Origin of the sequence: Streptomyces sp. HUAS YS2, assembly GCF_033343995.1 — a bacterium.
Lineage (GTDB): Bacteria > Actinomycetota > Actinomycetes > Streptomycetales > Streptomycetaceae > Streptomyces > Streptomyces solicathayae.
In genome coordinates, this window is record NZ_CP137573.1 from 120,937 (window position 1) to 146,404 (window position 25,468).

22 protein-coding genes and 1 pseudogene are annotated in these 25,468 nt (G+C 68.6%); 11 read left to right on the plus strand and 12 right to left on the minus strand.

Going from position 1 to position 25,468, the window contains the following annotated elements; all coding sequences use genetic code 11:
- Window positions 1-92 precede the first annotated feature (92 nt).
- The 3 genes from R2D22_RS00550 to R2D22_RS00565 all read right to left on the minus strand — a co-directional run bounded on the left by R2D22_RS00550 (window position 93) and on the right by R2D22_RS00565 (window position 2,387).
- The gene (locus R2D22_RS00550) at window positions 93-617 is read right to left on the minus strand and encodes a P-loop nucleotide/nucleoside kinase family protein (RefSeq protein ID WP_318100070.1); all 525 of its coding nucleotides are present in this window, start codon (window positions 615-617) and stop codon (window positions 93-95) included.
- A 53-nt stretch (window positions 618-670) separates the two neighbouring features.
- Complete coding sequence (locus R2D22_RS00555) at window positions 671-1,552, minus strand: IS5 family transposase (protein WP_318100073.1); 882 nt, start codon at window positions 1,550-1,552, stop codon at window positions 671-673.
- A gap of 331 nt (window positions 1,553-1,883) precedes the next feature.
- On the minus strand, window positions 1,884-2,387 hold the full coding sequence (locus tag R2D22_RS00565) for a GNAT family N-acetyltransferase (RefSeq protein ID WP_318100075.1): 504 nt from the start codon (window positions 2,385-2,387) through the stop codon (window positions 1,884-1,886).
- A gap of 89 nt (window positions 2,388-2,476) precedes the next feature.
- Here R2D22_RS00565 and R2D22_RS00570 point away from each other — a divergent pair.
- Window positions 2,477-2,843, plus strand: a pseudogene (locus R2D22_RS00570) (transposase); the annotation flags it as partial.
- 250 nt (window positions 2,844-3,093) lie between these two features.
- Here the strand turns inward: R2D22_RS00570 and R2D22_RS00575 are convergent.
- From R2D22_RS00575 to R2D22_RS00590, 4 genes are all read right to left on the minus strand, one after another.
- Window positions 3,094-3,831 (minus strand): dienelactone hydrolase family protein, encoded by a 738-nt coding sequence (locus R2D22_RS00575; protein ID WP_318100077.1) that lies wholly within the window; start codon window positions 3,829-3,831, stop codon window positions 3,094-3,096.
- Window positions 3,832-4,073: 242 nt separating this feature from the next.
- Window positions 4,074-4,457: a hypothetical protein gene (locus R2D22_RS00580; RefSeq protein WP_318100079.1), complete on the minus strand. Its 384-nt coding sequence runs from the start codon at window positions 4,455-4,457 to the stop codon at window positions 4,074-4,076.
- A 151-nt stretch (window positions 4,458-4,608) separates the two neighbouring features.
- On the minus strand, window positions 4,609-5,655 hold the full coding sequence (locus R2D22_RS00585; protein ID WP_318100082.1) for a hypothetical protein: 1,047 nt from the start codon (window positions 5,653-5,655) through the stop codon (window positions 4,609-4,611).
- 136 nt (window positions 5,656-5,791) lie between these two features.
- Window positions 5,792-6,532, minus strand: coding sequence for a class I SAM-dependent DNA methyltransferase (locus R2D22_RS00590; protein WP_318100083.1), 741 nt, complete (start codon window positions 6,530-6,532; stop codon window positions 5,792-5,794).
- A 442-nt stretch (window positions 6,533-6,974) separates the two neighbouring features.
- Between R2D22_RS00590 and R2D22_RS00595 the strand changes: the two genes are divergently transcribed.
- Window positions 6,975-7,820 (plus strand): YhjD/YihY/BrkB family envelope integrity protein, encoded by an 846-nt coding sequence (locus R2D22_RS00595; RefSeq protein WP_318100084.1) that lies wholly within the window; start codon window positions 6,975-6,977, stop codon window positions 7,818-7,820.
- A gap of 262 nt (window positions 7,821-8,082) precedes the next feature.
- The gene (locus R2D22_RS00600; RefSeq protein WP_318100085.1) at window positions 8,083-8,964 is read left to right on the plus strand and encodes a hypothetical protein; all 882 of its coding nucleotides are present in this window, start codon (window positions 8,083-8,085) and stop codon (window positions 8,962-8,964) included.
- Between the two features lie 133 nt (window positions 8,965-9,097).
- Here the strand turns inward: R2D22_RS00600 and R2D22_RS00605 are convergent, their stop codons facing one another.
- Entirely contained in the window at window positions 9,098-9,946 is an 849-nt protein-coding gene (locus R2D22_RS00605) for an AraC family transcriptional regulator (RefSeq protein WP_318100086.1), read from the minus strand.
- A 77-nt stretch (window positions 9,947-10,023) separates the two neighbouring features.
- Between R2D22_RS00605 and R2D22_RS00610 the strand changes: the two genes are divergently transcribed.
- The 8 genes from R2D22_RS00610 (at window position 10,024) to R2D22_RS00645 (ending at window position 17,608) form a co-directional block, all read left to right on the plus strand.
- Window positions 10,024-10,881 (plus strand): alpha/beta fold hydrolase, encoded by an 858-nt coding sequence (locus R2D22_RS00610; protein WP_318100088.1) that lies wholly within the window; start codon window positions 10,024-10,026, stop codon window positions 10,879-10,881.
- A gap of 19 nt (window positions 10,882-10,900) precedes the next feature.
- A complete protein-coding gene (locus R2D22_RS00615; protein ID WP_318100090.1) occupies window positions 10,901-12,190 on the plus strand; it encodes an FAD-dependent monooxygenase in 1,290 nt (429 codons plus the stop codon).
- 207 nt (window positions 12,191-12,397) lie between these two features.
- The gene (locus R2D22_RS00620) at window positions 12,398-13,456 is read left to right on the plus strand and encodes a hypothetical protein (protein ID WP_318100092.1); all 1,059 of its coding nucleotides are present in this window, start codon (window positions 12,398-12,400) and stop codon (window positions 13,454-13,456) included.
- A gap of 1,177 nt (window positions 13,457-14,633) precedes the next feature.
- Complete coding sequence (locus tag R2D22_RS00625) at window positions 14,634-14,975, plus strand: cupin domain-containing protein (RefSeq protein WP_318100094.1); 342 nt, start codon at window positions 14,634-14,636, stop codon at window positions 14,973-14,975.
- 394 nt (window positions 14,976-15,369) lie between these two features.
- The gene (locus R2D22_RS00630) at window positions 15,370-15,747 is read left to right on the plus strand and encodes an aminotransferase class V-fold PLP-dependent enzyme (RefSeq protein ID WP_318100096.1); all 378 of its coding nucleotides are present in this window, start codon (window positions 15,370-15,372) and stop codon (window positions 15,745-15,747) included.
- 15 nt (window positions 15,748-15,762) lie between these two features.
- Window positions 15,763-16,551: an SDR family NAD(P)-dependent oxidoreductase gene (locus R2D22_RS00635; protein ID WP_318100097.1), complete on the plus strand. Its 789-nt coding sequence runs from the start codon at window positions 15,763-15,765 to the stop codon at window positions 16,549-16,551.
- Between the two features lie 158 nt (window positions 16,552-16,709).
- Complete coding sequence (locus R2D22_RS00640) at window positions 16,710-17,192, plus strand: hypothetical protein (RefSeq protein WP_318100098.1); 483 nt, start codon at window positions 16,710-16,712, stop codon at window positions 17,190-17,192.
- 2 nt (window positions 17,193-17,194) lie between these two features.
- Complete coding sequence (locus R2D22_RS00645) at window positions 17,195-17,608, plus strand: nuclear transport factor 2 family protein (protein ID WP_318100100.1); 414 nt, start codon at window positions 17,195-17,197, stop codon at window positions 17,606-17,608.
- Between the two features lie 18 nt (window positions 17,609-17,626).
- Here the strand turns inward: R2D22_RS00645 and R2D22_RS00650 are convergent, their stop codons facing one another.
- The 4 genes from R2D22_RS00650 to R2D22_RS00665 form a co-directional block, all read right to left on the minus strand.
- Entirely contained in the window at window positions 17,627-18,601 is a 975-nt protein-coding gene (locus R2D22_RS00650; protein ID WP_318100102.1) for a GlxA family transcriptional regulator, read from the minus strand.
- Window positions 18,602-18,777: 176 nt separating this feature from the next.
- The gene (locus tag R2D22_RS00655) at window positions 18,778-21,213 is read right to left on the minus strand and encodes a glycoside hydrolase family 84 protein (protein ID WP_318100104.1); all 2,436 of its coding nucleotides are present in this window, start codon (window positions 21,211-21,213) and stop codon (window positions 18,778-18,780) included.
- Between the two features lie 113 nt (window positions 21,214-21,326).
- Window positions 21,327-23,660 (minus strand): discoidin domain-containing protein, encoded by a 2,334-nt coding sequence (locus R2D22_RS00660; RefSeq protein ID WP_318100106.1) that lies wholly within the window; start codon window positions 23,658-23,660, stop codon window positions 21,327-21,329.
- Window positions 23,661-24,171: 511 nt separating this feature from the next.
- Window positions 24,172-25,362, minus strand: coding sequence for an FAD-dependent monooxygenase (locus tag R2D22_RS00665; RefSeq protein ID WP_318100108.1), 1,191 nt, complete (start codon window positions 25,360-25,362; stop codon window positions 24,172-24,174).
- Window positions 25,363-25,468 lie beyond the last annotated feature (106 nt).

Genomic DNA, 25,468 nt, shown 5'->3' on the forward strand with positions numbered 1-25,468 from the left:
ATTGCGGACACGCCCTAGGCCCTGTCCGGCGGATCATTTCGGGCTGGTGCAGGGCACGGCTGGTACGGCTGAGTCGTCGTGGGCCGCAGCGGTCACGCGAACGACGGCCACCGGTCGGCAGCCCACTCCCGCCAGTCGATCCAGCCGAGCGGCGGGCCGGCGACCCTGCTGCTCTCCAGCTCCGCCGCGCCGGGCTCCTCGAAATGCGCCCGCCCGTGCAGGACGTCGGCCTCGGACACCGGCAGTGTCTCTTCGGGGGTGGTCGCCCAGCGGTGGGCGATCCGGGCGCGTTGGGTCTCCTCGTCCACCGGCAGGTAGACCATGCGGAAGCACGCCCCCTCGGCCTCCACGAGCCAGCGGATCGCGGACCGTTCGTCCCGTGACCAGCAGCCGTAGTCCACGACGACGTTGGTGCCCAGCCTGACCGCCTCCAGGGCGAGCCAGAGCATGCGCCCCTCCAGCACGTCGCGCTTCCCGTCGGCCTCCACCTCGCCGAACAGGGGAATCATCCAGTCGTCGGGCGTCAGACGCAGCGCGCCGTGCTCCGCGGCGAGCTGTCGGGCCCGCGTGGTCTTCCCGGCCCCTGGCAGGCCGACCATCAGGAACAACGTGGTCACACCCAGATCGTGGCAGGGAAGCCAATCAGGCGGCCACCGTTTTATCCGCCCGCTCACGAGCGGAGCCACAGGCGGAGGGAGGCCACGGTGACAGTGCCGTGGAAGACGTAGGCGCGCTTGTCGTAGCGCGTAGCCACGGCGCGGAAGTGCTTGAGCCGGTTGATCGTGCGCTCGACCTCGTTGCGGCGCTTGCATCTCTCCTTGTCGAAGCTCGCCGGCCGGCCTCCTCGACTTCCTCGGCGCCTTCGGTTGGCCCGTTGGTCCTTCGGTTCCGGGATGGTGTGTTTGATCTGGCGTCTGCGCAGGTAGCGGCGATTACGGCGGGAGCTGTATGCCTTATCACCGCCCAAGTGGTCGGGACGGGTCCGTGGATGCCCGCCGCCGAGGCGCTTGACCCGGATGCGTTCGAGGACGGGGATCAGCTGTGGGCTGTCGCCCCACTGACCAGGAGTGACCAGCAGCGCCAGAGGGCGGAGGCCGCCTTCCCCGGCAAGGTGGATCTTGGATGTCAGACCGCCCCGTGAACGGCCGAGCCCTTCGTCGGAGCGGTGCTGCCGAGGTGTTGATCTCCGCTTCGGAACTCGCGGCGTCCTGCGCGGAGCCCCGGCAGCGTGCTGATGGGCTCGGCACGAGGTGGAGTCCACGCTCACCATGCTCCAGTCGATCCGGCCCCGGGCATCGGCATCGGCCTGGACGGCTTGCAGGATCCGATCCCAGGTGCCGTCCGCCGACCACCGGCGATGACGCTCATAGACCGTCTTCCAGTTCCCGAACCGGTTCGGGAGATCCCGCCACGGGACTCCCGTGCGCACTCGGAACAGCACCCCGTTGATCACTGTTCGGTGGTCGTTCCAACGCCCGCCCCGGCCGCCGGTCTTCGGCAGATGTGGCGTAAGTCGCGCCCACTCGTCATTCGTCAGATCACCCCGCCCCACGAACCGAACAATGGTCCCGACGCGAGGCGACCGTCACATGATCCGCCGGACACGACCTAGCCCCGCTGACCTGCAACTAGATCCAGCACCTGTTCCTCGCCACCGCCGTCCGGCCAGGCCACTGAACGACCTCGCTCATCGGATCAGCTGATCCGACTGGCGACGCCGCCATCGGGCACGATCACAGGCCAGCCATTGCCGTCGACAAGCCGCAGCCCAGACATGAAGATCACGATCTACACCTGGGGTACCAACCGATATCGGCACGCCTGGCACTCCGCCGGAGCGCACTCGATCAAGTGAGCATGAAGCCCGGGAGCGTGCTCTCGCGTCACGTCAACGAGCGCGTGAGCCAGACCACTTCACCGTTGTCCTCGGTGGAGACGTGATCCCGCTCGAACCCGAGCTTCTCAAGGACACGGAGCGACGGCGTGTTCCACGCGCCGACGGTCGACCAGAGCCGTTTCCGCCCGGTCGCAACAGCGGCATCCAACACCGCGCCGGCCGCCTCGGTGGCGTAGCCACGCCCGTGCGCGCGCTGGAACAACTCGTACGCGATTTCAGGCTCCTCCAGGGTGGAGCGGCCGATGATCAGCCCGCAGTAGCCGATGAAGTCGCCTTCGTCACGGCGCTGGATGGGCAACAAGGCGATCCCCGTAGTCGCCGTCGCGGCAAGCAGCTCCGCGATGGACGTCCGGATGTGCTCAACCGTGGGGGTCCCCTTGCCGCGTTCGGAGAGGAGGGCGCTGAACTCAGCGGCGTCCGACTCGGCCCACGGTCGCAATATCAGCCGCTCGGTCTCAAGGTGGAACGGCATCGTCTCGTACGCAGTCATGCCCCCACTTTGCCCCACGGATCATCACGAACTACAGCTGGAGTATTCGAGGTCGCTTCCCCTGGCGTGATCGTTTCGTTGAACGGCGCATGACGGATCTGGTTGAGCGGCTGGTGCCGGACAAGTTGTGGGTGCTGTTCCGGCGGGTGGTACCGCCGACGGAGGTCATACGCCCGCAGGGCGGCCGGCGTCGAGCGGGTGGCCGCGAAGCCTTGGCGGCGATCGCCTTCGTGGCGACCTCGGGGTGCACCTGGCGGCAGCTCCCTCCGGTCTTCGGCCCGAGTTGGCAGACGGTCTACCGACGTTTCGCCCAGTGGAGCGGCTCGGGTCTGGGCCCGGCTCCACCGCGTCATCCTCGATGAACTCGGCGCTCGCGGGGCAGTGGACTGGTCGCGGTGCGCGGTCGACTCCGTCCGCGTGCGGGCTGCAAAGGGGGCCCTGGCAAGCTCCACGCCGGCAAAGGCTACGACTAGCGCAAGGGCAGCGCGGTTGTGCCGCAGCGAATGCGTACACCTCGCCCTGGCGCCCGGAATGCTCCGCCGTAGGTCGCGACGATCGCGGCCAGGCTCCGTCGAGGTAAATCCGGTATCCACTGCGGTAGTTGTGAATTCGTCTCCGCGATCGAGTAGCCGCCCGAATGCGTTTCTGCTGTGCGGACTTGAGGGGAGTGGACTGTCAGTGCGCGGGGCCAGCATGCTTACCTGGGTCATGCCCCCAGATCCCCTGTCAGGGGCAGGCACTCGGCGAGCAGGTCGACGACGTCGCGCCAGGCTCGCTGCGCGTGCTGTGGATGGTAGCCGACGCCGGGGACCACGGGGTGGTCGACCGTCGGGTGGTGGAAGGCGTGCAAGGCGCCGCCGTAGACCGTGAGACGCCAGTCGACGCCCGCGGCCTGCATCTCGGCTGTGAACGCGTTCCGTTGCGCGGGCGACATGATCGGGTCTTCCGACCCGACCCCGGCCCACACCGGGCAGCCAATGCGCGCCGACTCGCCAGGTCGGCCCGTGGTCAGTCCGTTGACTGTCCCGATCCCCCGCAGGCTGACGCCGCCGCGCCCGAGTTCCAGCCCGACGGCGCCCCCGGTGCCGTAGCCGACGGCGGCGATCCGGTCGGGGTCGGTCCGCGGTTCGGTGCGCAACACGTCGAGCGCCGCATGGCCGATGCCTCGCATCCGGTCGGGATCAGCGAGCAGTGGCAGGCAACGGGCCAGCATCTCCTCGGGGTCGCCCAAATAGCGCCCGCCATGAAGGTCGAAGGCCAGCGCTATATATCCCAGCTCGGCAAGAGCATCGGCCCGGCGGCGCTCGACGTCGCTGAGCCCCGTGCCCTCTGGTCCGAGCAGCACCGCGGGCCGGCGGTCGACACCGGCCGGGAGCGCGAGGTGCCCGATCATCGTTAAGCCGTCGGCCGGATACTCGACCGTGCACGTCGTAATCGTCGTCATGAGACTGGACTGTAGTGATCGTCGAGCCCGCTCCGGCCGGGGTTCTGCCGCTGGCAGATCTGCTAAGGGCCCCAATTCGGGATCATGGGGTGGCGGGCGCGCCTCGGCGCTTCCGCCCCAGCCCAGGCGGCCCTTCGGTAGCGGTCCTCTCTCCGACGTACCGGCACTGGCGGCGTCAGGGAGCAGCGGCATCCACTGGGTCGGGTTGCCGCACAGGACGCCGCGGATTGAGCTCCAGGCCGCTATCGGACGACACAAATGTCCGGCAGAACGGAGGCGTCCACGCCTTCCCGGGTGAGCACCCGTTGCGCAAGCCCGCGCGCACGAATCCACTCCGCATCGCTGCTCAACGCTGTCGCCGCCCAACGATTCGGGGACTCGTCGCGACTCATCTCGTCGAAGATCGAATCGATCATCCGCAGGTCGGGCAATACGTCACGGCTTACAAGTCCCTCCTCCATGAGGCCTTCGACCATGCGGAAGGCATGATCGAAGTCGAGGGCGATCTCGTCCGTCTCGACACCGTGCTTCTTCAGCCATGCCTCCTGAGCACTCACGGGTGCTGCCACGACGGTGAGCGCTTCCATCAGCAGGCGACGGCGCCAGGAAGGTTCAGGGGTCTCCACGGCCAGATCCTCCCACCCGTACGCTCAGCTCGAGCCAGCCTGTTCGACCATGCTCAGCAACGAACTTGAAGAGCCGACCGCCCGAGGTGTCTGTACGGGCCCGGTGGTGCCCGTAGCCGAAGCTGGCGTCGTCGCGGAGCTTGCTACTTGATCAGCCCGTTCCGGCAGGGTTCGCCCTGCTGGCCGCGTGTGTGGCCGCACGCTCTTGGTGAACCCGTATGAGCAGGCCAAGTATCGCGATGCCCGCAGCCATGCCGATCCCGTGCTCGACGACGGCGACCGCCGGATGCTCGAGGGGCTCGTAGTCACCAGGGCGCAGAACGGCCCAGACGAACCTCCAGGAACTCCAGGCGAACAGCGACCCTGAGGCGACGAATCCGGTCATCATGGGTAGCCACAGCGGAAGTCGACCACCAGTGTTGCCTGAAAGCACCCGCACGCTACAGGCGCCGAGCAGCGCCCAGAGCGCGCCACTTCCGATCAGCAGACGGCCGTTGAGATCCCAGGCGTGGAAGGCCGTATTGAGGCCGAGCGTTCCCCCGAACGCCCAGAACAGCCACAGCGCGGCCAGGATCGTGGTCGCCACGGGCACCAGCAGCAGGTGCCGTCCTGGGGGTGCTCCCAGGGGCCCGTCCCCGACCCGGCCCACAAAGGCGTGTGGCCAGCGCTCCCGCAGGTAGACCGGGAGCGCGATGGCGAGTCCCACCGCCATCCCCGCGAAGCCCACGGAGATGAAGACCGTCTCCCATTCAGGCATCCCGGCGCCGTCTCCGCCTGCCGATCCGCCTGCCCCCGAGCCATCCTCGTTCCCCAGGGGCACACCGGCGGCACCAAGCACCGCAGCGACGACTCCGTAGGGAAGCAGCGACCCCAGGAAGCCACTGCCCATCCATGAGAAGAACAGCACCGGTGGCGCGGGAAGCCGCATCCCCCATTGCTGTGCCAGGGCCAGCCCCAGCGCGATGCCGGTCGTGGCCATCACCACCGTGACCGCGTTGAGCATGACCCACTCGGCTGTGCTGCCGTCGGATTCCCGTGGCCCGTCACCGAAGAGAGCGACGGTCACCCAGATGACCTTGACCACCAGGTAGAGCGACAGCGTGCCGGCGGCCGTCAACCCTGCAGCCGTGCGCGCAATGGTCCATCCCCGCCCCGGAGCCACACCGGTCGGTGCCAGACCGTCTCGTCTGATCCTCATGCTCAGAAGTCTTCTGGCCGCGGCAGCGCGCCACCTCCCCCGCCGGACCAAACCGCCTCCCTCACACGGGGGAGACTGCACACCTGTCAATCCGCTTCAGGTCTGGTACTGAGGTCAGAGAGGGTGACCAAGGACCTCAAGCCGGCTTGCGCCACACAGAGATGTGCTTCGCGGAGTCCTGGGTGAACGGAGCCCCGTCCCAGTCCGCGACGCGACGTTCCAGCTCGAGACCAGCGATCCGTGCCATCAGGTCGAGCTCTGCCGGCCAGGCGTACCGATGCCGGGAGTTCTCGCGGCGGTAGCGGCCGTCGTCGCCGTCGCGGGTGAAATGGTGCGAGACGAGAATCTGCTCGACCAGGTCGAAGGTGTCGAAGCCGAGATGCTGATCGGAGACATCGAACGGCACCGCGACCTGGCCGGGCGGCAGGAACCGCAGCGGCGGCACGCCCAGCTCGATGACGAATCGGCCCCCGGGTTGCAGATGCCGTGCGGCGTTGCGGAAGCACTCGACCTGCTCGTCCTGAGTGAGCAGGTTCGTGATGGTGTTGTAGACGAGGTAGACCAGGGTGAACTCACCGGGGACGACGGTGGTAGCCATGTCCCCGATGACAACCGGGAGCGTGTCCTCGTCGATCTTGCGCCGCAGCACCGCTGCCATGTGCTCGGACAGTTCAATGCCCACTACCGGCACGCCGCGCTCCCGGAGCGGGACTCCCACTCGTCCGGTTCCGACAGCGAACTCCAGTGCCCGGCCGTCTCCGGCGAGCTCGGCGAGGAAGGCGAGAGTCGGTCCGACAACGGCGGCCGAAGACATCTCGGTCTCCTCGGCGTCGTAACGGTCGGCGGTCGCACGGGTCCACAGTTCACTGCTGGTCACGGACGGCCACTTTGCCGGGTGCCGTGGGGACTGTCGACGCATTTACGTTCCCCGGCAGCGTGCACCGCCCACAACTCGTCGTCGCCTTCCCACTTCCCACGGCTTCGGTCAGCACCCCGGCGGGGCTGCAGGTCAGTCCGCCCGGACCGGCCTGCGCACTCCTCGGCGCGGCCTGCGCCTCGCCCACTGGCCGGACCAGCCGGGCATCCGGTCAGGGCGCGGGGGCCGCCCGGACTCTGCGCGGATGGCAGGGGCGAGGGACGATCGAGGGAGAGGACGCCCCCGCCGGTCGCCGGGTTCCGGGCCTTGGATCCGCGCGGTCGGGTGGATCGGCGGCTTCCAGGCGGCTGCCGCCGGGAGAGGGACCATGAATTCGTCGAGCAAAAGTTCAAGAAGCAACCAGACCGGGCGATCGGCTCCTGCCGGCCCGCGGGCGCCGGGCGTGACGTCCACGGCCAGGCGCGGCGCCGGGCATGCGCGGCGGGCGGCCGAGTGGGGCAGAGGGAAGTACTCCGGGTCGTGGGCCGACTCCCTGTGGCGGCGGCTGGGCGCGGTGGACTTCATCAGCCAGGCCATGGTGCTGGCCGCCACGCTGCTGCTGTGCGTGGTGCCGTTCTTCTTGATCGTGACCGCTCTGGCCGGGGCGTCGGCCGCCTCGACACTGTCGCATCGCATGGGCCTCAGCCAGGAGGCGGCAGCCGACGTGGGCAAGCTATTCGCGTCATCGTCCGCGATCTCCGGCGCGGTGACCGGAACGGCGTGGGTCTTCTTCGTCCTGGCCGGTCTGGCCGGAGCGAAGGCGGTCCAGCAGCTGTACCAGAGGGTCTTCGACGTCAGGGCCCGGGCCGTGGGCGACACGGTGCGCGCATTGGTCTGGCTGGCCCTGGTCGTGGGCGTGCTGTTCGCGGTCTCCGCGGCGGGGCCGGGACTGCGCGAGAGCCAGCCGGTCCTGTTCTGGATCATGCATCTCGTGCTGAGCATCGGCTTCTTCTGGCTGTCGATGCAGTTCCTGCTCGCCGGGGCGGTTCCCTGGCGCGGGCTGTTGCCGTGCGCGGTCGCCACCGCTGTGTGCTGGGTGGGCATGATCGCGGTGTTCTCGGCGATCTTCTCCGACTTGATCGTCAGCTACGACGAGAGATACGGGGTGATCGGGACCGTCTTCGCCCTCATGTCGTTCTTCATCGCCATCGGGGTCGTGCTGGTGCTGGGAGCGGCGCTCGGCCTGGTCTGGACGGAGCACGGCCTGTCGTTCAGGAGCGCCGTGAGCAGACTGCGGCGGAAATCGTGACCGGCCCGGCCACGACGGCACGCGGCGTCACGATCCCGCTCGGCGCGCCCGCGGTGTTCGCCGCGCTGGTCCGCTCCCAGATCCGTCCGATAACGCGGTCGCCAGCCTCAGGACCGGCCGCACGACCGGCCGCACGACCGGCAGCCGCCGTGCAGACACGCGTCGGCCCGGCCGCCTCCGGCTTCGCGGTCACACTCGCCATGGGCGCCGTACGGCATCGCCGGCCGCGGCAGGATCCGCCCCAGCACCGGAACGAGAGAGCATGAACCGTGCAGTGAGGACACCGCAGGGACGAAGCCGCGACGGCCGCCGCCCGCGTCGCTGGGCGCCGGCGACGTTCGTCGACCACGTCCGGGCGGACGGCGTCGTCGTCCGCCGCGGATCGCGCCGTCACCGCAAGCACCAGAAGCCGGCCGCCGGATCGACGTGGTGGGCACCCACCGCGCGCGGCTGGTGGATCGCCGTCCTGTTCGCCATCGGATCGACGCTGTTCGCAGTCGGGTCGATCCCGGCCTACGCCGACGCCGTCGGGAGCCGAGGCGACACGATCACCTACTTCGTCGGCTCCCTGTTCTTCACCGCTGCGTCCTTCCTGTGCTACCGCGAGGCGGTCGATGCCGCACCACCCGTACAAAACCCCCACCACCGGCGGTTCCTCACCTTCCAGCCCAGCCGGATCGACTGGTGGGCCACCGCGGTCCAACTCGCAGGCACCGTCTACTTCAACGTCAGCACCGCCCTCGCCATGGCCGACAATCTGTCCGCCGAGGCCGCGCACCAACACGTGTGGCGGCCCGACGCCATCGGCTCCCTTTGCTTCCTCGTGGCCAGCGCGCTCGCCTGGTACGAGGCCTGCCACGGCTGGCTCGCCTGGCGTGTGCGGTCCTGGGCGTGGTGGATCACGCTGCTCAATCTGATCGGGTCCATCGCGTTCGGGATCTCCGCCGTCGCCGGCTACATCGACCCGGTCACCGGCCAGGTCAACAACATCGACCGGGCCGACACCCAGACCCTGATCGGCGCAGTCTGCTTCCTCATCGGTGCCGTCCTGCTCCTTCCCGAGCGCACCGAGGAAGAACGCCGCCGACCGGGCACCCGCCCTGCTGAGAACAGCCCCCAGACCGGGACCGAACAGCCTCCCTGAGCGTGCCCTGCCGGCGGGTCGACCAGACGCTTCGACAGGTCCGGTGCCCCGCCCGCGACCGCCACCGCGACCGCCCCCGCCCCCGCGCAGTACCGGCCGTCGATTAGCCCCGCCGAAGCACCAGTCACCCGGTTCACACCGCCGTGTTTGCTCCGCGGTTGGGCCATGCGATGTCGTCGACGGCGAGAAACGGCTCGTCGGCAACGGTCGACGGGGTCGTCCCGGTGAACGCCATGACCTCCCGATGGAGGTGTGACTGGTCGGCATAGCCGGTGTCGGCCGCGACTCGGGCCGCGCCCTCACCTGTGACGAGGCGGTGGGCGGCGTGGTCGAAGCGGACCAGATTCACGGCGCGCTTGGGTGGCAGGCCGAGCTGCGACCGGAAGCGGGACCACAGCCGCTTACGGCTCCATCCGACCTCGGCCGCGAGTCCGTCGACCCGGATCAGACCACGGCTGCTGACGATCCGGTGCCAGGCCCATGCCACCTCCGGGTCCACCGGCGACCCCGCCTCATGTCGGCGGGCGAGCAGCGCGTCCGTCAACGCGAAGCGATCCTGCCACGACGAGAGATCCGCGAGTTGCTCGCGGATCCGGGACACCTCCCGGCCCCACAGGTCACCCAAGGGCACGACGGCGCCGTCGAGGTCTGCGGGAGAGAAGCCCAGAACTGCGCGTGCGATCACCGGGGACAGGCGTACCTGCACACACTCGACGTTCTTTCCCCGAGCCCAGACCGCGCCGCCGGACCCGAGCCCCGCCCCAGCGACGATGCTTCCCCGCTGCTGCTGCCCGGGCGCAAAGTCAACGACGGGCGAGCCGGCGCCGAACTCCAGGAGCAGGGTCACGGCCGGGTGCGGGACCATCCGGAGCGCATCCAGGTCAGGGACGCGGAATCCGGCCATGGTGAGACCGGCCACCCGACTGCGCCGCTGCGGGGATGCGACGTCCCACACAGCCGCACCGTGCGTGAAAGTCCGCATGGTCCCGATGCTACGTGAGCCAGCGAAGGGAACATTCATCCAAGCCGCCGGTGGGTTCCGGCGGCGACAGTGGGCTCATGACTGATTCTGACGGCCGACGGCACGCGAGCGGCAGCCCCGAGTCCACCGAGAGTTCGATTCTGTCGCTGGACGACGGCGACATCCACGTGTGTCAGGACGGCCCCCGAAACGCCCCCGCCCTCCTGCTCATCCACGGGTCCGCATCATCAACCCGCTCGTGGAACCCGCTGCTTCCGCTGCTGACCGGAACTCACCGCGTCATCCGGATCGACCTGCTCGGACACGGCCGGTCGGCCAAACCGGCCGACCGCAGCTACGCGATCCACGACCAGGCACGCCGGGCCGGCATGGCACTGGACCGACTCGGCGCCGAGCACGCTGTGGTCGTCGGTCACTCCAGCGGCGGCGTGGTCGCCACCGCGCTCGCCGAACAGCGGCCCGACCTGGTCACCGCGCTCGCGCTCATCAACACCGGGCCCAGTCTGGACGCCTTCATCGCACCGGAGTCCGCCGCAACCGGCCCCTCGCAGTGGCCGCCGACCGACGAGCAGCTCCGGCGGTTCGCGAGCACAGGTTTCAGCCGCGTGGACTACCAGATCCCGGAGGAGCTCCTGGACGACGTGCGCGGTATGACCGCCCACACGTTCGCCGCGACGATGCGGGGCACCCGTTCCTACCTGGAGCAGCGGGCGCTGCCGGATCGGCTGGCCGTCCTGGGCAAGCCATTGCTGGTGGTCTTCGGCGAGGACGACCGCAGATGGCGATCCTCATCCGCCGCCGACTATCGCGTCGTTCCAGGCGCGAAGGTCGAGTTGTTGCGCGAACTCGGGCACTCGCCCCTCCTCGAGGATCCACCGCGGACTGCCGACGCCTTGCTGGCCTTCACCGCGATCCACGCCGTACAGGTCAACTGAACTGAAATGGAGGGGCGTCATGCGGATTCTCGTCTCCGGCGCCAGCATCGCCGGTCCGGTGCTGGCGTACTGGCTCACCAGACATGGCTTCTGCGTCACTGTCGTTGAGCGCGCGCCGACTCTGCGCCAGACCGGCGGCCACGCGGTCGACCTGTTCCGGCCGGCGATGAACATCTCGGAGAAGATGGGTGTGCTCCCGCGCATCGAGGAGCGGGCCACCGGCACCAGCCGGATGACTGTCCACCGGGAGAAGGCGCGCCGCCCCCTCCTGGTGGACCTCTCCAAAATCTTCAGTGCCACCTCCGACCGGCACGTCGAGATCATGCGCGACGACCTGAGCGAGATCTACTACGACGCCACGCGCGACGAGGTGGAGTACCTCTTCGGCGACTCCATCACCGCGATCTCGCCCGACGGCGAGGTGCGGTTCGAGAACGCCGCGCCACAACGCTTCGACCTTGTCGTCGGCGCCGACGGGCTGCACTCCAACGTGCGCCGCCTCGTCTTCGGCGACGAGTCCCGCTTCAGAGCCTTCATCGGGGCCCACCTCGGGGTGCTGAGCCTGCCGAACGTCTCCGGGCTCGACGGTGAACTCCTCATCCATGTCGGCGTCGGCCGCACCGCCGGCATGTACGGCGCCCGGCACCTCGGCGACGCACGGGCGCTGTTCCTGTTCCGGAGCGAGCACGAACTCGACTACCACCACCGCGACGTGCTCCGGCAGAAGGAACTGCTGCGTGGTGCGTTCGACGGCATGCACGCCCAAGTGGACCGCTGGCTGGACGAGCTCGACCGCACCCCGGCGTTCTACTTCGACTCGATCACCCAGCTCCGCATGGATACCTGGTCGCGAGGGAGGGTGACGCTCGTAGGTGACGCGGGCTACTGCCCCGGTCCGGCCGTCGGCGGCAGCACGACCCTGGCCGTCGTCGGAGCGTACGTCCTCGCCGGGGAGCTGGCGCGGGCGGGCGGTGACCACGAGCGCGCCTTCCCCGCCTACGAGCGCGCGATGGCGGAGCACGTGCTCGGCAGCCGCGCGGCCGCGCTCAGCGCGGCGAGGACCCTGATCCCCACCTCACACCTCGGCGTACGGGGACTGGCCCACGGCGCCCGCCTGATCTCCACCCTGCCCCCGAGGCCCAGCCGCGCCCTCCTCCGCCTCACCACCAAGAGCGCCCGCCTCTACAACTCGATGACGGTCGACGACTACCCGCCGTCGCCCACCGCATCCCGAGGCCACGGCGGCCTCGCGGGCGACTGCGGAGGAGGCTCGGGGTGGAGGGAGGGGTACTTGCCGCCGTCTGCCTGACCGGCAGCTCGAACCTGTTCGCCGCGCAGGGAGAACTCGGCCGGCCCGGGGCGCACGCTCTCAAACTCCACCGGTTGCCGGGCATCGCATTACCCCCGAGGTAATCGATCACGACGATCGGCCACGGCAGAGTACGTCACGCCAGGTCAGGGGCGGGCACACCGTCCCGGCGGCCAAGACGAGCGAGCGGAAAGCAGAGGAACGGACATGGGGAAGAACGGTCGGGTGGTACGGACGGGCGCGGTCGCCGCGGCGCTGGTGTCGGGCGTGACGTTCGGGGCCGTCGCGGGAGGGCCGTCGCTGTCGGCCGTCGCCTCGCCGGCGGCCGGACTGCCCGCCGAGTGCGCGGAGGTCCGGGATGCGGTGGAACGGCTGGAGGGTGACATCACCCCGAACGCCTGCGCGTTCATGCGGCGGCAGATCGCCTTCGGCGAGATCCCGACCGGCACCCCGCCTCAGGCCGGCGAGGTCACGCACCCCCGGGTCCAGGCGTACCTCGACATCTTCGACCCGGAAGCCACGCTCTGGGAGGCGGGCAGCGCCCCGCAGCGCGGGCACGGTGTCATCGGCACGTCGATCATCGGATCGCTCGGCCTGGTACCGGACCTGCGGTACGCGGGGAGGGACGTGGTGGCGGACGGGGCGGTCGTGATGTTCGGCCAGTGGAACGATGCCACCATCAAGGGGCACAAGGTCAGTTACCCGCAGATCGCCCGCAACGTCCTCTCCGACGACGGCAAGTCGATCCAGGCCCGCCGGTACTACGACCGGGTCACCGTATTCGGGCCGGCCGCCCCGGAACTCCGCAACCTCTTCGACGGCGTCGCGGACCCTGCCCACTCCCCCGGCGACATCCCCGAAGCCGTGCAGCCGGCCCGCTTCGCCGCGGCCGAGATCACCGCCCGGCTCGCGGCATGGAACGGCGAGGACGCCACCGCGCTGACCGAACGCATGAGGGGAGGCCGTCTCAACGGCCCCGGCCTCGCCACGCCCCTGACCACGGCCGAAGGCCAAGCCGACTACCTCAACCGGCTTTTCGCGCACGGACGCTTCGAGTTGAAGGCGGGTCAGGCTGCGTTCGGGCGAACCACCGCGTACGTCGAGTGGCACGGCACGGTCACCACCCTCGCGAACGAGAAGGTCTCCTTCGGGATCGTCGAGCGCTTCGGCCCCGACGGCGAATGGGAACTGACCTTCGACACACTCCCCCTCGTCGCCGACCAGGCCGCGATCCGCACGCTCTACCAGCGCCTGGCCCAGCCCTGACACCCCGCTCGCCCCGCGCCCGCCGCGCACAGACCGCCCGGGGGGGTGCCCCTAATGTCTTTGGTCGAGCTGGTCGGGTGCGAGTTCGGGACGTCTGGAACCATGGTTCCGTGCATGCTGATGATCAGGTTGGTGAGGGTGTCCCCGCGGAGCTCGCGGTGTTCCTGGCATGACCTGGCGGACCGTCAAGCAGCTCGCCGACGCTGCGGCCCCGGAAGAACTGTTCACCGGCAAGTGGCAGAACCGACCTGTAGCGACACTCCTGCGGCTCTCGGTCATCCGCGAGGCGACTGTGAACGACTGCTTGGACGCACTGCCGCTGGCCATCGTCGCGAAAGCCGTCTCTCAGGTCAATCAAAGACACGGTCGGACAGTACCAACCGCGCTCACCAACAGGCGCCATGAGGTCATTCCGTTAGGAGTTCTTAGGCGCCGCGGGAGCGATCACTGGCAGGCGAAAAGGTGCCCCTATGTCTTTGGTCAAGGTGGCCGGGTGGCAGTGCGGCTGTCATGAGTGATGACGTGCCTGTTCGAGATTCAGCAGGCGAGGGCATGCGGCCGTGCGACTTCTGTGGCCAACCGGTCGTGATGGACTCGGTCGACGAGCGGCACTGTCCCACGTGCGGCGAGGCTGCTGAGGATCAACCGGCTGCGGCCGGCCGGGGTTCGTAGAAGGTTCCGTCGCGGAGCATGGAGAACAGGACGTCGACCCGTCGTCGGGCGAGGCAGAGCAGGACCCAGGCGCTATTCGAGCACCTTCTTCCCGTTCGGGTGACGGCGGTGGCGGGGTGTTCGCCCTTGCCGACGTCCAGGCCGAGGACGTCGATGTCGCTGGTGTCGATCTCGTTCAGGCCCCTCCATCACGCTCTCGTCCGGCCTTGCCTCGGCCCCGAGCTGCCACATCCACGTTACGGAGAGCTCTTCCGGCTCGCGCGAAGCCGGTGCTCACGCCCTCATCAACGGTCCGTCGAGGCCGGAGGCCCCACTGCGGAGCACCGAAAACGGTAACGGGGGGCCGCACCGGGCCTGGCGTGAGGCCGGGGGCGGGCCGGCGGCTCGGCTGCCGGAGCGGCGGCTCGATCACCTCAGTCTCCGAGCACGCACGCGTCCAGAAAAGCTCCACCAGAGTCTTTCTAGACTCTAGGCGAAGGAGTGACTGAAAAATCATCCTGGGCTTATGAGCGACACCACCGACACCACCAACTCCACGTCCCTCGTCACCGTCGTCAACGTCGACGATCTCGAGCGCAAGGAAGTCACCCCCGGAATCACGCGTCGGCAACTGCCGATCACCGATTACGCGGGCGGCTGGCTGATCGACTTCGCGCCGGGTACGCAGTGGCCGGCCGTCGACGAGCACACCACGGAGGAGCGCTACTACGTCCTCAGCGGCGAAGTGATCGAAGGGGACGAGCGTCACGGTCCAGGGACCTATGTCGTCTTCGCGCCCGGCAGCAGTCACAAGCCGCGGACCGAGATCGGCGCGCAGATGATCGGCGTCTCAATCCTCTCTGACTGACCGCATCCGACCACGGACCCGGCTCGTGGAGCTCGGGGAGAGACCGGGGTCCGTGTCCCCCTAAGGACGACCTGCTGCCGTGAGCAGCCGCGATCATCCTGCACCCTGGGCCCTCAGCGCCGTAGTCGGCCCGTCCCACAGCCCGGAGCGTCCCCGATGTTCAACATCGACACCACCCGCACCTCCATACCTGCTCTCAAGGCCGGCATCGCGCATTTCGACGGGCCGGGCGGAACACAGACGCCGGCGTCCGTGATCGCCGCCATGGCAGAGGCACTGGCCCAGCCCCTGTCCAACCGCGGCACCATCACCATGGGCGAACGCAACGCAGACCTGATCGTGCGGGAAGCGAGACGCCTCGACGGCTCGCCGCCGTGCGCGCCTCGTTGCTGCGATGGATCTCATCGGCAAGCACGAGCAGTCCTTGCGCACCGAGCTCGACGCCGGACTCATCGAACTGGGTGAGGCGGTCACTGTGCACTCTCGGGCCCAGCAGCGCACCCCCACGACCCTCGTGACGTTCGCCGGCCGCGACGCTCAGGACGCGCACCACTTCTTGGCCTCCAGACTCGTGCAGGCCCCGGCCGGGTCCTTCTACGCCGTCGAGGCGTCGGAACGATTGGGGCTCGGGAGTGCCGGCGGACTACGAATCGGCCTGTCCCTCTACAGCGACAGCAGCGACATCGCCCGGCTGCTCAACGGCCTTGACGACTTTCTCCGGATTCAGGGCAGCTCGCGGCTCGCTCGCCAACTCCACATCACAACTGCGTAGACAGGACCCTCGCACATGGACACCCAACTCAGGGGCCGGGTAGCCCTCGTCACCGGCGCGTCCAGCGGTATCGGCGCCGCTACCGCACGCGCGTACGGACGCGAAGGTGCAAGGGTCGCCCTCACCTATCGCAGCAACCGTGAGAAGGCACTCCAGGTCGCATCGGACGTCGAGGCTGAAGGTGGCGAGGCGATCACGGTACGTCTGGACCTGGAGGACTTGAGCACGGTAGAGCACGCGGTGACCGCCATCACGAACCATTGGGGCGGCATCGATGTCCTCGTAGCCAACGCCGTTCGCTGGAGCAGCGCCGGCCCGCCGGACCCGAGCGTCCGCTTCGAAGACGTGCCGCTGCAGGAGTGGCAGACGATGATCATCGCCAACTTGGTGGGAGCAGCGGCGCAGGCTCGTGCGGTCCTGCCTGGTATGCGAGAGCGCACGTGGGGACGCATCGTGCTGATCTCCTCTGGCATCGCCGAGGAGGGCCTGCCGGGGCCGGGCCCTTACGGCACGGCCAAGTCGGGCCTGCACGGCCTGGCTCGAAGCCTCGCCTGGGAAGCCGGCCGGGACGGCATCCTCGTCAATGTCGTGGCCCCCGGCTTCACCCTCACGGAAAGCCGCCCGCCCGTCCCACGGGCCGTCGCCGACGCGCTCACGTCCAACATCCCCACACGCCGACTCTCAGCCGCGGACGACGTCGCCAGGCTCGTGGTGTTCCTCGGTTCGGGAGCCAACGGCAATCTGACCGGTGAGGTCGTGAGAGAGGGGTCCTCGGCTGCCCGCGCCCCGCGGCTCATGCCCTGATCCGTCTTCTCGTCTGCTCGCTCCTCTGACGTCTGGAAAGCAAGCTCCTCCGGCTGGTCCCCGCGCTGCAGCGGGACCAGCCGGATCCCAGCGACGTACTGCACCAACGGCATTGCGACGTCCCCAACGACAGTAGCCCGGGACGATGAAAGGCTCACATGACCTCCCAACCGTCCGAGATATCCCTCCAGGGACCTCATCGCGTTCGCTCCATCACGTTCCAAGGCACCTCGACGGTGCGCGGTTGGATCCTGAAGGTGTACAGCATCAGCGCGCACACCGCCTCCGCGCGCCAGGAACTGATCACGGCAGCCCTTCAAGCCGCTGCCTCAGTACTGCCATCACCCCAGACCGACAACCGCTATGGCGTCGGGTTCGTGATCGCCCATGATGCAGCCGACTACTGCTTCGCCCTTGTGGACTGGTGGCAGGGAGAGAACGAGATCCACCAGCACATGTTCTCCGCTCCCCTGGAAAGTCCCGGCGAGCTGCGGCAGCACCAGACCCGAGCCATCGGCTGTGTCTGGGAACTCGCCGTCACCGACTTCGAGCGCAGGGCCTGGCTCACCCACGTACTGGCAAACCCCCAGGGCCCGGACATCAAGGCATACCTCAACGCCGCCTACGAAGGGACGGTCTGACCATGGCGATGACGCTGGAACGACTCGCGCAGTTCGGCGACGCATGGCGCCGAAAAGACCTCGACGCGCTCATGGACTTCATGACCGAGGACTGCGAATTCCGGGCCTCCGTCGGGAACGAACCGGGAACGACCTTCCGCGGCCACGACCAAGTACGCATGGGATTCGCGCTCATGATGGCCTTCGACGAAGGCTACGAATCCCGGCCTGGCGGCACAGCCTTCATCTCCGGCGATCAGGGTGCGCCGCAGTGGTCCTACGTCCGTACCGACGAAGCCGGCACGGTCCACGAGGTCCATGGCTGCGACCTGTTCCGGTTCGAAGGCGACCGGATTCGCGTGAAGGACGCCTACCGCAAGGTCGACGCGGACATCACGAACTCCCGCAGCCTTCCGGCACCTCCCTCTGGAGCCTGACCGCCGTCCATGACGGAGTCAGGCCGACACCGGCACGGGTGGTGGCGCGAAGGTCCGCCGGTACGCCCCGGGGGTCGTCCCGAAGGCAGTTCTGAACCGGCGTCGCAGGTTGAGCGCGGAGGACAGTCCGACTCTGGTGGCGATGACCTCGACGGGGAGGTCTGTCTGCTCCAGCAGAGTGCGCGCGGCGTCGAGTCGCTGCGCCAGCAGCCACTGGCCGGGGCTGATGCCGAGTTGTTCGGTGAAGCGGCGCGCGAGAGTACGGCTCGACACCCCCGCATGATCGGCCATGGACTCGAGTGTCAGGCGAGCGTCCAGTCTCGAGACGGCCCAGTCCAACAGTTGCGCCAGGGAGTCGTCCGCCCGCTCTCCTGCGGGAATCTCGCGCACGGCGTACTGAAGCTGGCTGCCCTCGCGGTGCGGGGGAAGGACCATGTGTCGGGCGATCTGCGCCGCATAGCTCGCACCGTGGTCCTTGCGAACCAGGTGCAGGCACATGTCGATACCGGCGCCGCTGCCCGCGCTGCTGATGACATCACCGTGATCGATGAAGAGCACGTCGGCCTCTACAGCGATCTCCGGGAATCTGGCCGCAAGCAGTGCGGTACGCAGCCAGTGGGTCGTCGCACGGCGCCCATCGAGAAGGCCGGCCTGGGCGAGGACGAAGGCACCGTTGCAGATGGAGGCAATTCGCGCTCCGCGACGGTGAGCGGCCCGGAGCTCTTCCAGCACCTCCCTCTCGACCGTCGATCCCACCGGCTCCCAACCGGGGATGACGATCGTGTCTGCCGTGCGCAGGGCGTTCAGACCTTCTTCGACCAGCAATGAGTGACCGAGGGTGTTCTTGACGGGCCCGGGCTTGTAGGTGCAGATCACGAACTCGTAGTACTGAGGGAGATCGGGCCAGGTGACCCCGAAGACCTCCGCAGCACAGGCCAGCTCGAACGGCGGGTGTGGGTCGTTGAGGAGCGCGACCACTTTGTGGCCTTTCATGTCGCCACCGTACCGGCCACATTGGCCCCAGGGGAGCCATTCTTGCCTTGGAGCCGCGAATGTCTCGTTTCGCAGTCGGCCGCACGCCCGGTGTCGGCTTTGATCGCCGACCGCGCACGGGAGGGGAGGTCCGGGTGTCCCGGCCCTCCCCTCCCCCGGTTCGATCTCGATCGCGGTCAGGACACGGGGGATCCGTAGATGCCCATCTCGTAGACCGAGTACCCCCACGTCGTCTTCCGCTTCGCGCCCTGCATACGGACGTACTGCACGGGTTCGTCCGCGGTGAGCCGGACGACGTCGTTGCCGCATGTGTCCGGGCGCTGGGTGGAGACGGTGGTCCAGTTGGTTCCGTCGGCGGAGGTCTGGATCGTGTACTCCGTCGCGCAGGCGTTCTCCCAGGCGAGGGTGACTGCTGCGACCTTCGCGGGGGCGGCGAGCTTGACCTGCACCCATTCGTTGTCGGAGTAGCCGGATGCCCAACGCGTCCCCATCAGACCGTCGTTGACGTTCCGGGCGGCGAGCCGGTCGAGGCCCTGCTCAACACTGGACGCGGTCGCCGTGCCGTCCACGGCCAGGTTCTTGCCGCCGCCGGCGATGTCCCACAGCTGGAGCCGGACGTCGGCCTGGACGAGGAAGACGTCGAGTACCCCGTCGCCGACCTTGGGCTGGACCGAACCCCACGTATTGCGCGGCGGAGTGACCCGGACGGCGCGGGCCTGCTGCTGCAGGTCCCGCGCATCGGCGAGCAGCGCTTCGGCCTTCGTCCTGTCCCCGGCCTGCCGGGCCTCGAAGGCGTCGAGCATGGTGCCCATGGCCTTGCCCCACAGCTCGGTGGCGTCCAGCCAGGGCGCGGCGTCATCGGTGAAACCCTTCTGCACCGCTCCGCCGCGAATGGTGGCCGGGGCCGCGGCGACGGCGTTCGCGTACGAGCGCAGCGCGGTGAGCGCGTGCGTGCGTCGCCCGTCGTCCCACGCCCGCCAGAACTCGGCCACACGTGCCGCGAGTACGGGCGCCTGGGGCTGCCAGGGGATGCTGCCGAAGGTCGGGGCCATGTGCTCGAGGTCGCCGAAGACGAGAAGCGCTTCGGTGGCCGCGCGGTCGCCGCCGGCGAGATACGCCATCGCGCGCGGCCAGCTCGTGCTCGCGTCGTACGCCTTGTCGTTCCAGGTGAAGTCCGCGGTGCCGAAGACCGCGACCTTGCTGGCGTACGGCTGGTTCATCGGGTTGGCCACGATGCCGGACAGGTGCGCCGAAAGGCCGGCCTCACGCTTGTCGTACGGCGCGAGCAGCAGGCGTCCGCTGGTGTTGCCGAAGTCGTTGACCGGGTAGTTGTCCCACACGAAGACCTTGCGCCCGAACAGCGCCGACACCTTGTCGGCCTGGCCGTTGGTGATCTCCGGGGGGACGACGTCGGTGCCGGTCCACATCACCACGACCGAGGGATCGAGGGTGGCCCGCATGGTCTGCTTGTAGGCGGTGTCGGTCAGATCGCCGTACTCCGTGGGCACCATCTGGAGCGGCTGGGCGCCTTGGTGGGTGGCGATGAAGTCCCGCTGCAGGTCGTTGAGCAGGTCGACCTGCGCCCTGGCCGCCGCGGCGCGTCCGGGCGCGCCGAACGCCGCCTGGTCCGCCGCGCAGTTCCACCGGGTGTAGCTGATGTCGTCCAGCGGGATGGAGAAGGACCGGGTACCCAGGTCGTACAGGGCCTGGAGCTTCTGTTTGAGGGCCTTGCGGTCCGCGGCGTCGGAGTAGCAGATCGAACCGCCCGGGGAGACGGCGAAGGTGAAGTGAACATGGTTGGCGCCGGCCCGTGCCACGAGCTCGCCCAGCTGGGCCAGCTTGTCCGCCGGGTAGGGATCGCGCCACTTGTCGCGGTGGTAGGGATCGTCCTTGGGCGCGTACACGTAGGTGTTGGCCTTGACGTCGCCGTAGAAGTCCATCTGGTCGAGGCGCTCGGCGTGCGTCCACGGTGCGCCGTAGAAGCCTTCGATGGTGCCGCGCAGCGGCATGGACGGGAAGTCGCTCGCCTGGGCGCCCGCCACCTTCCAGCCGTCGTCGGACCGGACGAACAACTGGCGCAGTGTCTGCACCGCGTAGTACTGGCCCGCTGCGTCGCTGCCGCCGAGAGCGATCTCCGCGTCCGGCTTGCCGCCCGAGACGCGCAGCGCGTATCCCTCGGACTTTTCCGGAACGGCCGTGTCGCCGAGCGCCCGCGCGATGTCCGGGCGTGCCGCCGGCCCGAGGCGCACCGTGAGCAGGCCGGCCGCGGCCGCGGGGATCTGGTCAGGGCCGACGATGTCCACCCGGTCGGCGCCGTGCGCCTTGAGTTCCCGGACGAGGCGGTCGCGGGCCGCTGGGTCGGTCCGGTCGTCGGCGACCACGAGCACCCGGTCGGTGAGGACGGCGGCGTCACCACTGCTGACGAGCGACTGCGGGGTCGGAGACACCGCGGGAACGGACGACTGCGCAGCGGAAGTGGAAGCGGACGTGGAGGCGGAAGCAGAGGCGGAAGCGGAAGCGGAATGGGCCGCGGGCACGGGCAGGAGCGCCCCGATGCCGAGGGTCGCGGCCAGCGCGAGGCAGGCTCTGGGAGTGATCTTGCGATTTCTCATGGGATCTCCGTGGTCCGGACCGGCGGCGACCAACACGTCACCGCCGGCGGTGTACCTGTAAGAAGGTCAGGCGGGGGACGCTGAGACGGATTCTCCGGCGCACTGCATACGCACTACGCGGGGTCGGGGTCCGGACTCGTGGAACGAACCTCCAGGCGCCACAGCGAGTAGCCGAAGCCGCTCGCCCGTTTGATGCCCTGCATCCGCACGTACCGGGCGGTCGCCGGGTCGAAGGTGAGCTCGTCCAGGCGGGCGCCGGCCGGCTTGCCCCGAACCGAGGCCACCGTCTTCCAATCAGCGGCGTCGTCGGAGACCTGAATGTCGTAGTCACGACCGGAAGCCGCCTCCCAGTCGAGCAGGACACGCCGGACGGTCTGCCGGGAACCGAGGTCCACCTGGATCCATTCGCCGTCGCGGTAGGCACTGGCCCACCGGGTCTTGCCGTCGCCGTCGGTGGCGTTCTCCGGCCCCAGGCTCGCCACCTCGGACGAGGAGGCCGTCGTCGGCCGGTGCAGTGCCAGGTCCGGGACCTCGAACACACGCATGCTCCACAGGGCGTACCCGTCCTGCTTCGTACCCGCCTGCGTACCGACGAGCCGTACGTGCCGTGCCGTGACCGGCTCGAACGTCAGGGTGTCGACTCCCGCGGATCCGCGGCCGGTTCGGCTCGCGACGGTGGTCCAGTGCTCGCCGTCGCGTGACACCTGGATCTCGTACGAGCGCCCGTGGGCGAGCGCCCAGTCCAACTCGACGTTGCTGATCGCCACCGGCTTGCCGAGGTCGACCCGCAGCCATGCCTCGTCTCCTGGGCCACTGGCCCATGTCGTGGTGCGCACCCCGTCGAAGGCGGCGTCCGCGTCACCGGCGGAGGCAGTCGCCTCCTTGCCCAGGCTCACCTCTCCGGACGCCGACGCGGCAAGCGTGGTGGAGACCTTCGTCAGTCCGGTGCCCACGCCGAGCTTGCGGACCGTGTCCAGGAAGGTGCTGTACGGCACGCCGGCCTTGGCTCCGCTCCACATCTTCTGCGCGAGCGTGCCGAACGTGGGCTCGACCAGGCCGTGCACGTCCAGCTCCGAGTAGTCGGCCTCGGTCAGGTCGTTCCAAACCGCCGACATGGCTCCGAGCAACTGCGGGTCACCGGGGGCCACGCTCTGCCCGCCGGGGAAGACATGCGGCTCCCACTGGTCGTAGAGGTACTTACCGTCCAGCCCGCGGCCGTGGTAGTAGCCCGCGAACGGGACTATGTAGAGCAGGGCGTCATTGGTGTTGATGAAGGAGTAGCCGTCCCGCTTGAGCGCCTGCGGCCCGTACCAGCCGTTGTTCCAGCTGTTCATGGTCACGTCGCGGTCGTAGCCGTCACTGCTGGCCGCCATGACCGACAGGCTGCCCCAGGCCCGCGGCTGCTTGCCGAGCGCACGGATGTGCGCGGCCATCTCGTTGAAGTAGCCCTTGTAGCGGGGCTTGTCAACGGTGTACTCGTCGGCGCCGAAGTGCACGTCGGGGCTACGGAACCAGGGCACGAACTCGTCGAACACCGACTTCATGAACGCGGTGGTCTCCGGCTTGGAGAGATCGAGGTGGTCGGAGTCGCCGTTGTTGAGTCCGAGCGACGGGCGGAAGCGGATGAACGCGAGTGAGTGGGCAGGCGCGTCGATCTCGGGGATGATCGTGACGCCGTTCGCGGCAGCGGTGTTCTCGAAGGAGTCCCAGTCGGCACGGTCGTAGGCCCCGTCCCGGGAAGCGAGCCCGGCCAGTTCGGGGTTGTCGGTCTTGAGCCGGAAGCCGGCCTGGACTTCGCTCCAGGGCTTGCCGCCCTTGAAACCGTTGTCGTTGAGGTGCAGTTGCAGCTGGTTGAGCTTGAACCAGCCCATCACCCGCAGGTAGTCGCGGATGTAGTCGGGGGTGAAGAACCGCCGGCCGACGTCCAGCATGAAGCCGCGCACCTTGTAGTTGGGCCAGTCCACGGCCGTGCCCACGGGGACGGAATCCCGGCCGTCGTCGAGCAGCAGGATCTGCAGGAGGCTGCGCGTGCCGTAGTAGACACCCTTCTCGGTCGGCGCGGTGATCGTCACGTTGCGGTCGGTGGCCGTGAGGGTGTAGCCCTCCTCGGCGTAGCGGGCGCCACCCGCAGCGTCGGGGAGGGAGGGATCGATCGACAGGACGATGTCGCCGTCCTGCGGGATCCGGGGGGAGACGTCCAGCTGGTGCCCTGTCACCTGTGCGATATCGGCGGCGAGTTGCTCGCCCTGGTCGTCGAGTTCGTCGGCCTGCTTCTTGGCCAGCACGATCCGGCTGTGCTTGCGCAGCTCGAACGAGCCCGTTCCGCCCTTCCACTGCTGAAGGGCGGGCACCACGGTGGGCCGGGCGTTGATTTCGGTGTTCGCGGGGACGAGTTCGGCAGCTGCGGACGGTACGGCCAGCAAAGGCACCAACAACCCGAGTGCCATGCCTCTGGCCAGCCGAGCGGCATGTCGTTTTATGCGCACTCCAACCACCTTTCGAGCGGGATTGAAGAACGTATACCCGAGATTCACGCAGCGGTCTAGACCACTTGGTCTAGACCTCAACGTAACCGGTGTCGGGGATTCCGACCCCGCCGGCGGAGGTGTGGACGCCCCGTCGGATGACGATCCCCCTGGTCATCCGACGTTCCGCGCTTGCGCCGTGACGGCGCGTCGGCACGTTCGGCGTCGGGTCAAGGGTCTGCCAATTCGGCTCACAGATCGGCGACGTCACGATGTCGGTACTGCGCACGGCCTCCGCTGGCGAACACCCCGCGCGAACACAGGATTCGGACCGGCAACACACGGGATCACTGGATCGATGGGTTCAACAGCTCCGGAGGCGGGTACCGGAGCCGAGGACCCCGAAGCCAGCTTGCATGCCCCTCGCGGGCTTGGGCCCTCGGCCTGGGGGACTCGCCGCCCCTGGGAGGCTGACGGCGAGCACGGCGAGTCCTCAGTACGTCTTCAGCGCGATCGCGTTGGCGGCCTTGTGGATGGGCTCGATCGCCTTGGCCATGATGCGGTCCTTGCCGGGCATCCGGTTGAGCAGCCCCAGCATCATCATCGAGATCCGCACCTGCCCCTTGGTGCGCATCACCATCCGCTTGATGTTCGCCGGGCCGAGGTCCTGGTTGGCCTGTACGAACGGGCGCATCGCGCGCTCGTACCCGGCGAAACCTGCGGCATGGTCCCCTGCCGCGGCGGCCAGTTCGCCCGCCAGCACGTACGCCCCGACCAGCGCCAGACTCGTGCCCTGGCCGGAGGCGGGCGAGGCACAGTACGCGGCGTCACCCACCAGCACGACCCGGTTCGTCGACCAACGCTCCATGTGCACCTGCGACAGCGAGTCGAAGTAGAAGTCCTCGGCAACTCTGGCGGCTTCGAGCAGGCGCGGTACTTCCCAGCCCTCCCCGGCGTACGCGTCGGCGAGCAACCCCTGCTGCGCGGCGCGGTCGTGCCGGTCGTAGGACAGTGACTCCGAAGCGAACAGGAACATGGCCTTGGCCGTCGTCTCGCCCGCGGTGCTGTACGTCAGCGCGGTACGGCCCGGCCCGACGTACGTCAACTCCTCGCGGTCAAGTCCGAGGTGGTTGGGAACGGTGGAGATCGACACGTAGTAGCCGAGGTCGCGCACGTACTGATCCTCCGAACCGAAGGCCAGCGCCCGGGTGTTGGAGTGCAGCCCGTCCGCGCCGACGATCAGGTCGTACGTGCCGGTGCGCCCGGAGGCGAACACCACGTCCACACCTTCGGCCTGCTGGGACAGCTTCTCGATCGAGTCGTCGAAGAGGTACGTCACGCCCTCGCGGCTCGCCTCGTACAGCAGTGTGGTCAGGTCGCCTCGCATCAGCTCCGCGTCACCGTGCTGCCGGCCACCGAACGTGTCACCGTCCATGGCGGCCACACGCTTGCCGTTCGCGTCGACGACCGAGCCGGCACGCACATCGGTACGGGCCGCACGGACCCCGTCCCTCAGGCCCATGCGCTCGACGACCTCCAGCGCGGCACCCCGGATGTCGACCTTGTAGCCGCCCGGGCGCACGGCCGGGGCCCGCTCGACGACGGTCACGATGTAGCCGTGGCGACGCAGCCAGTAGGCGAGGGTGGTACCGGCGACACTTGCTCCGGAGATCAGGACGTTCATCGTGCGCTCCTTCGATCGGGCTGATGAACGAGACTATACATGCGTATAGGACGCTCGTACAAGACACTTGTTTAAGATGGGTGCGACTCCAGTTCTGCCCACACCG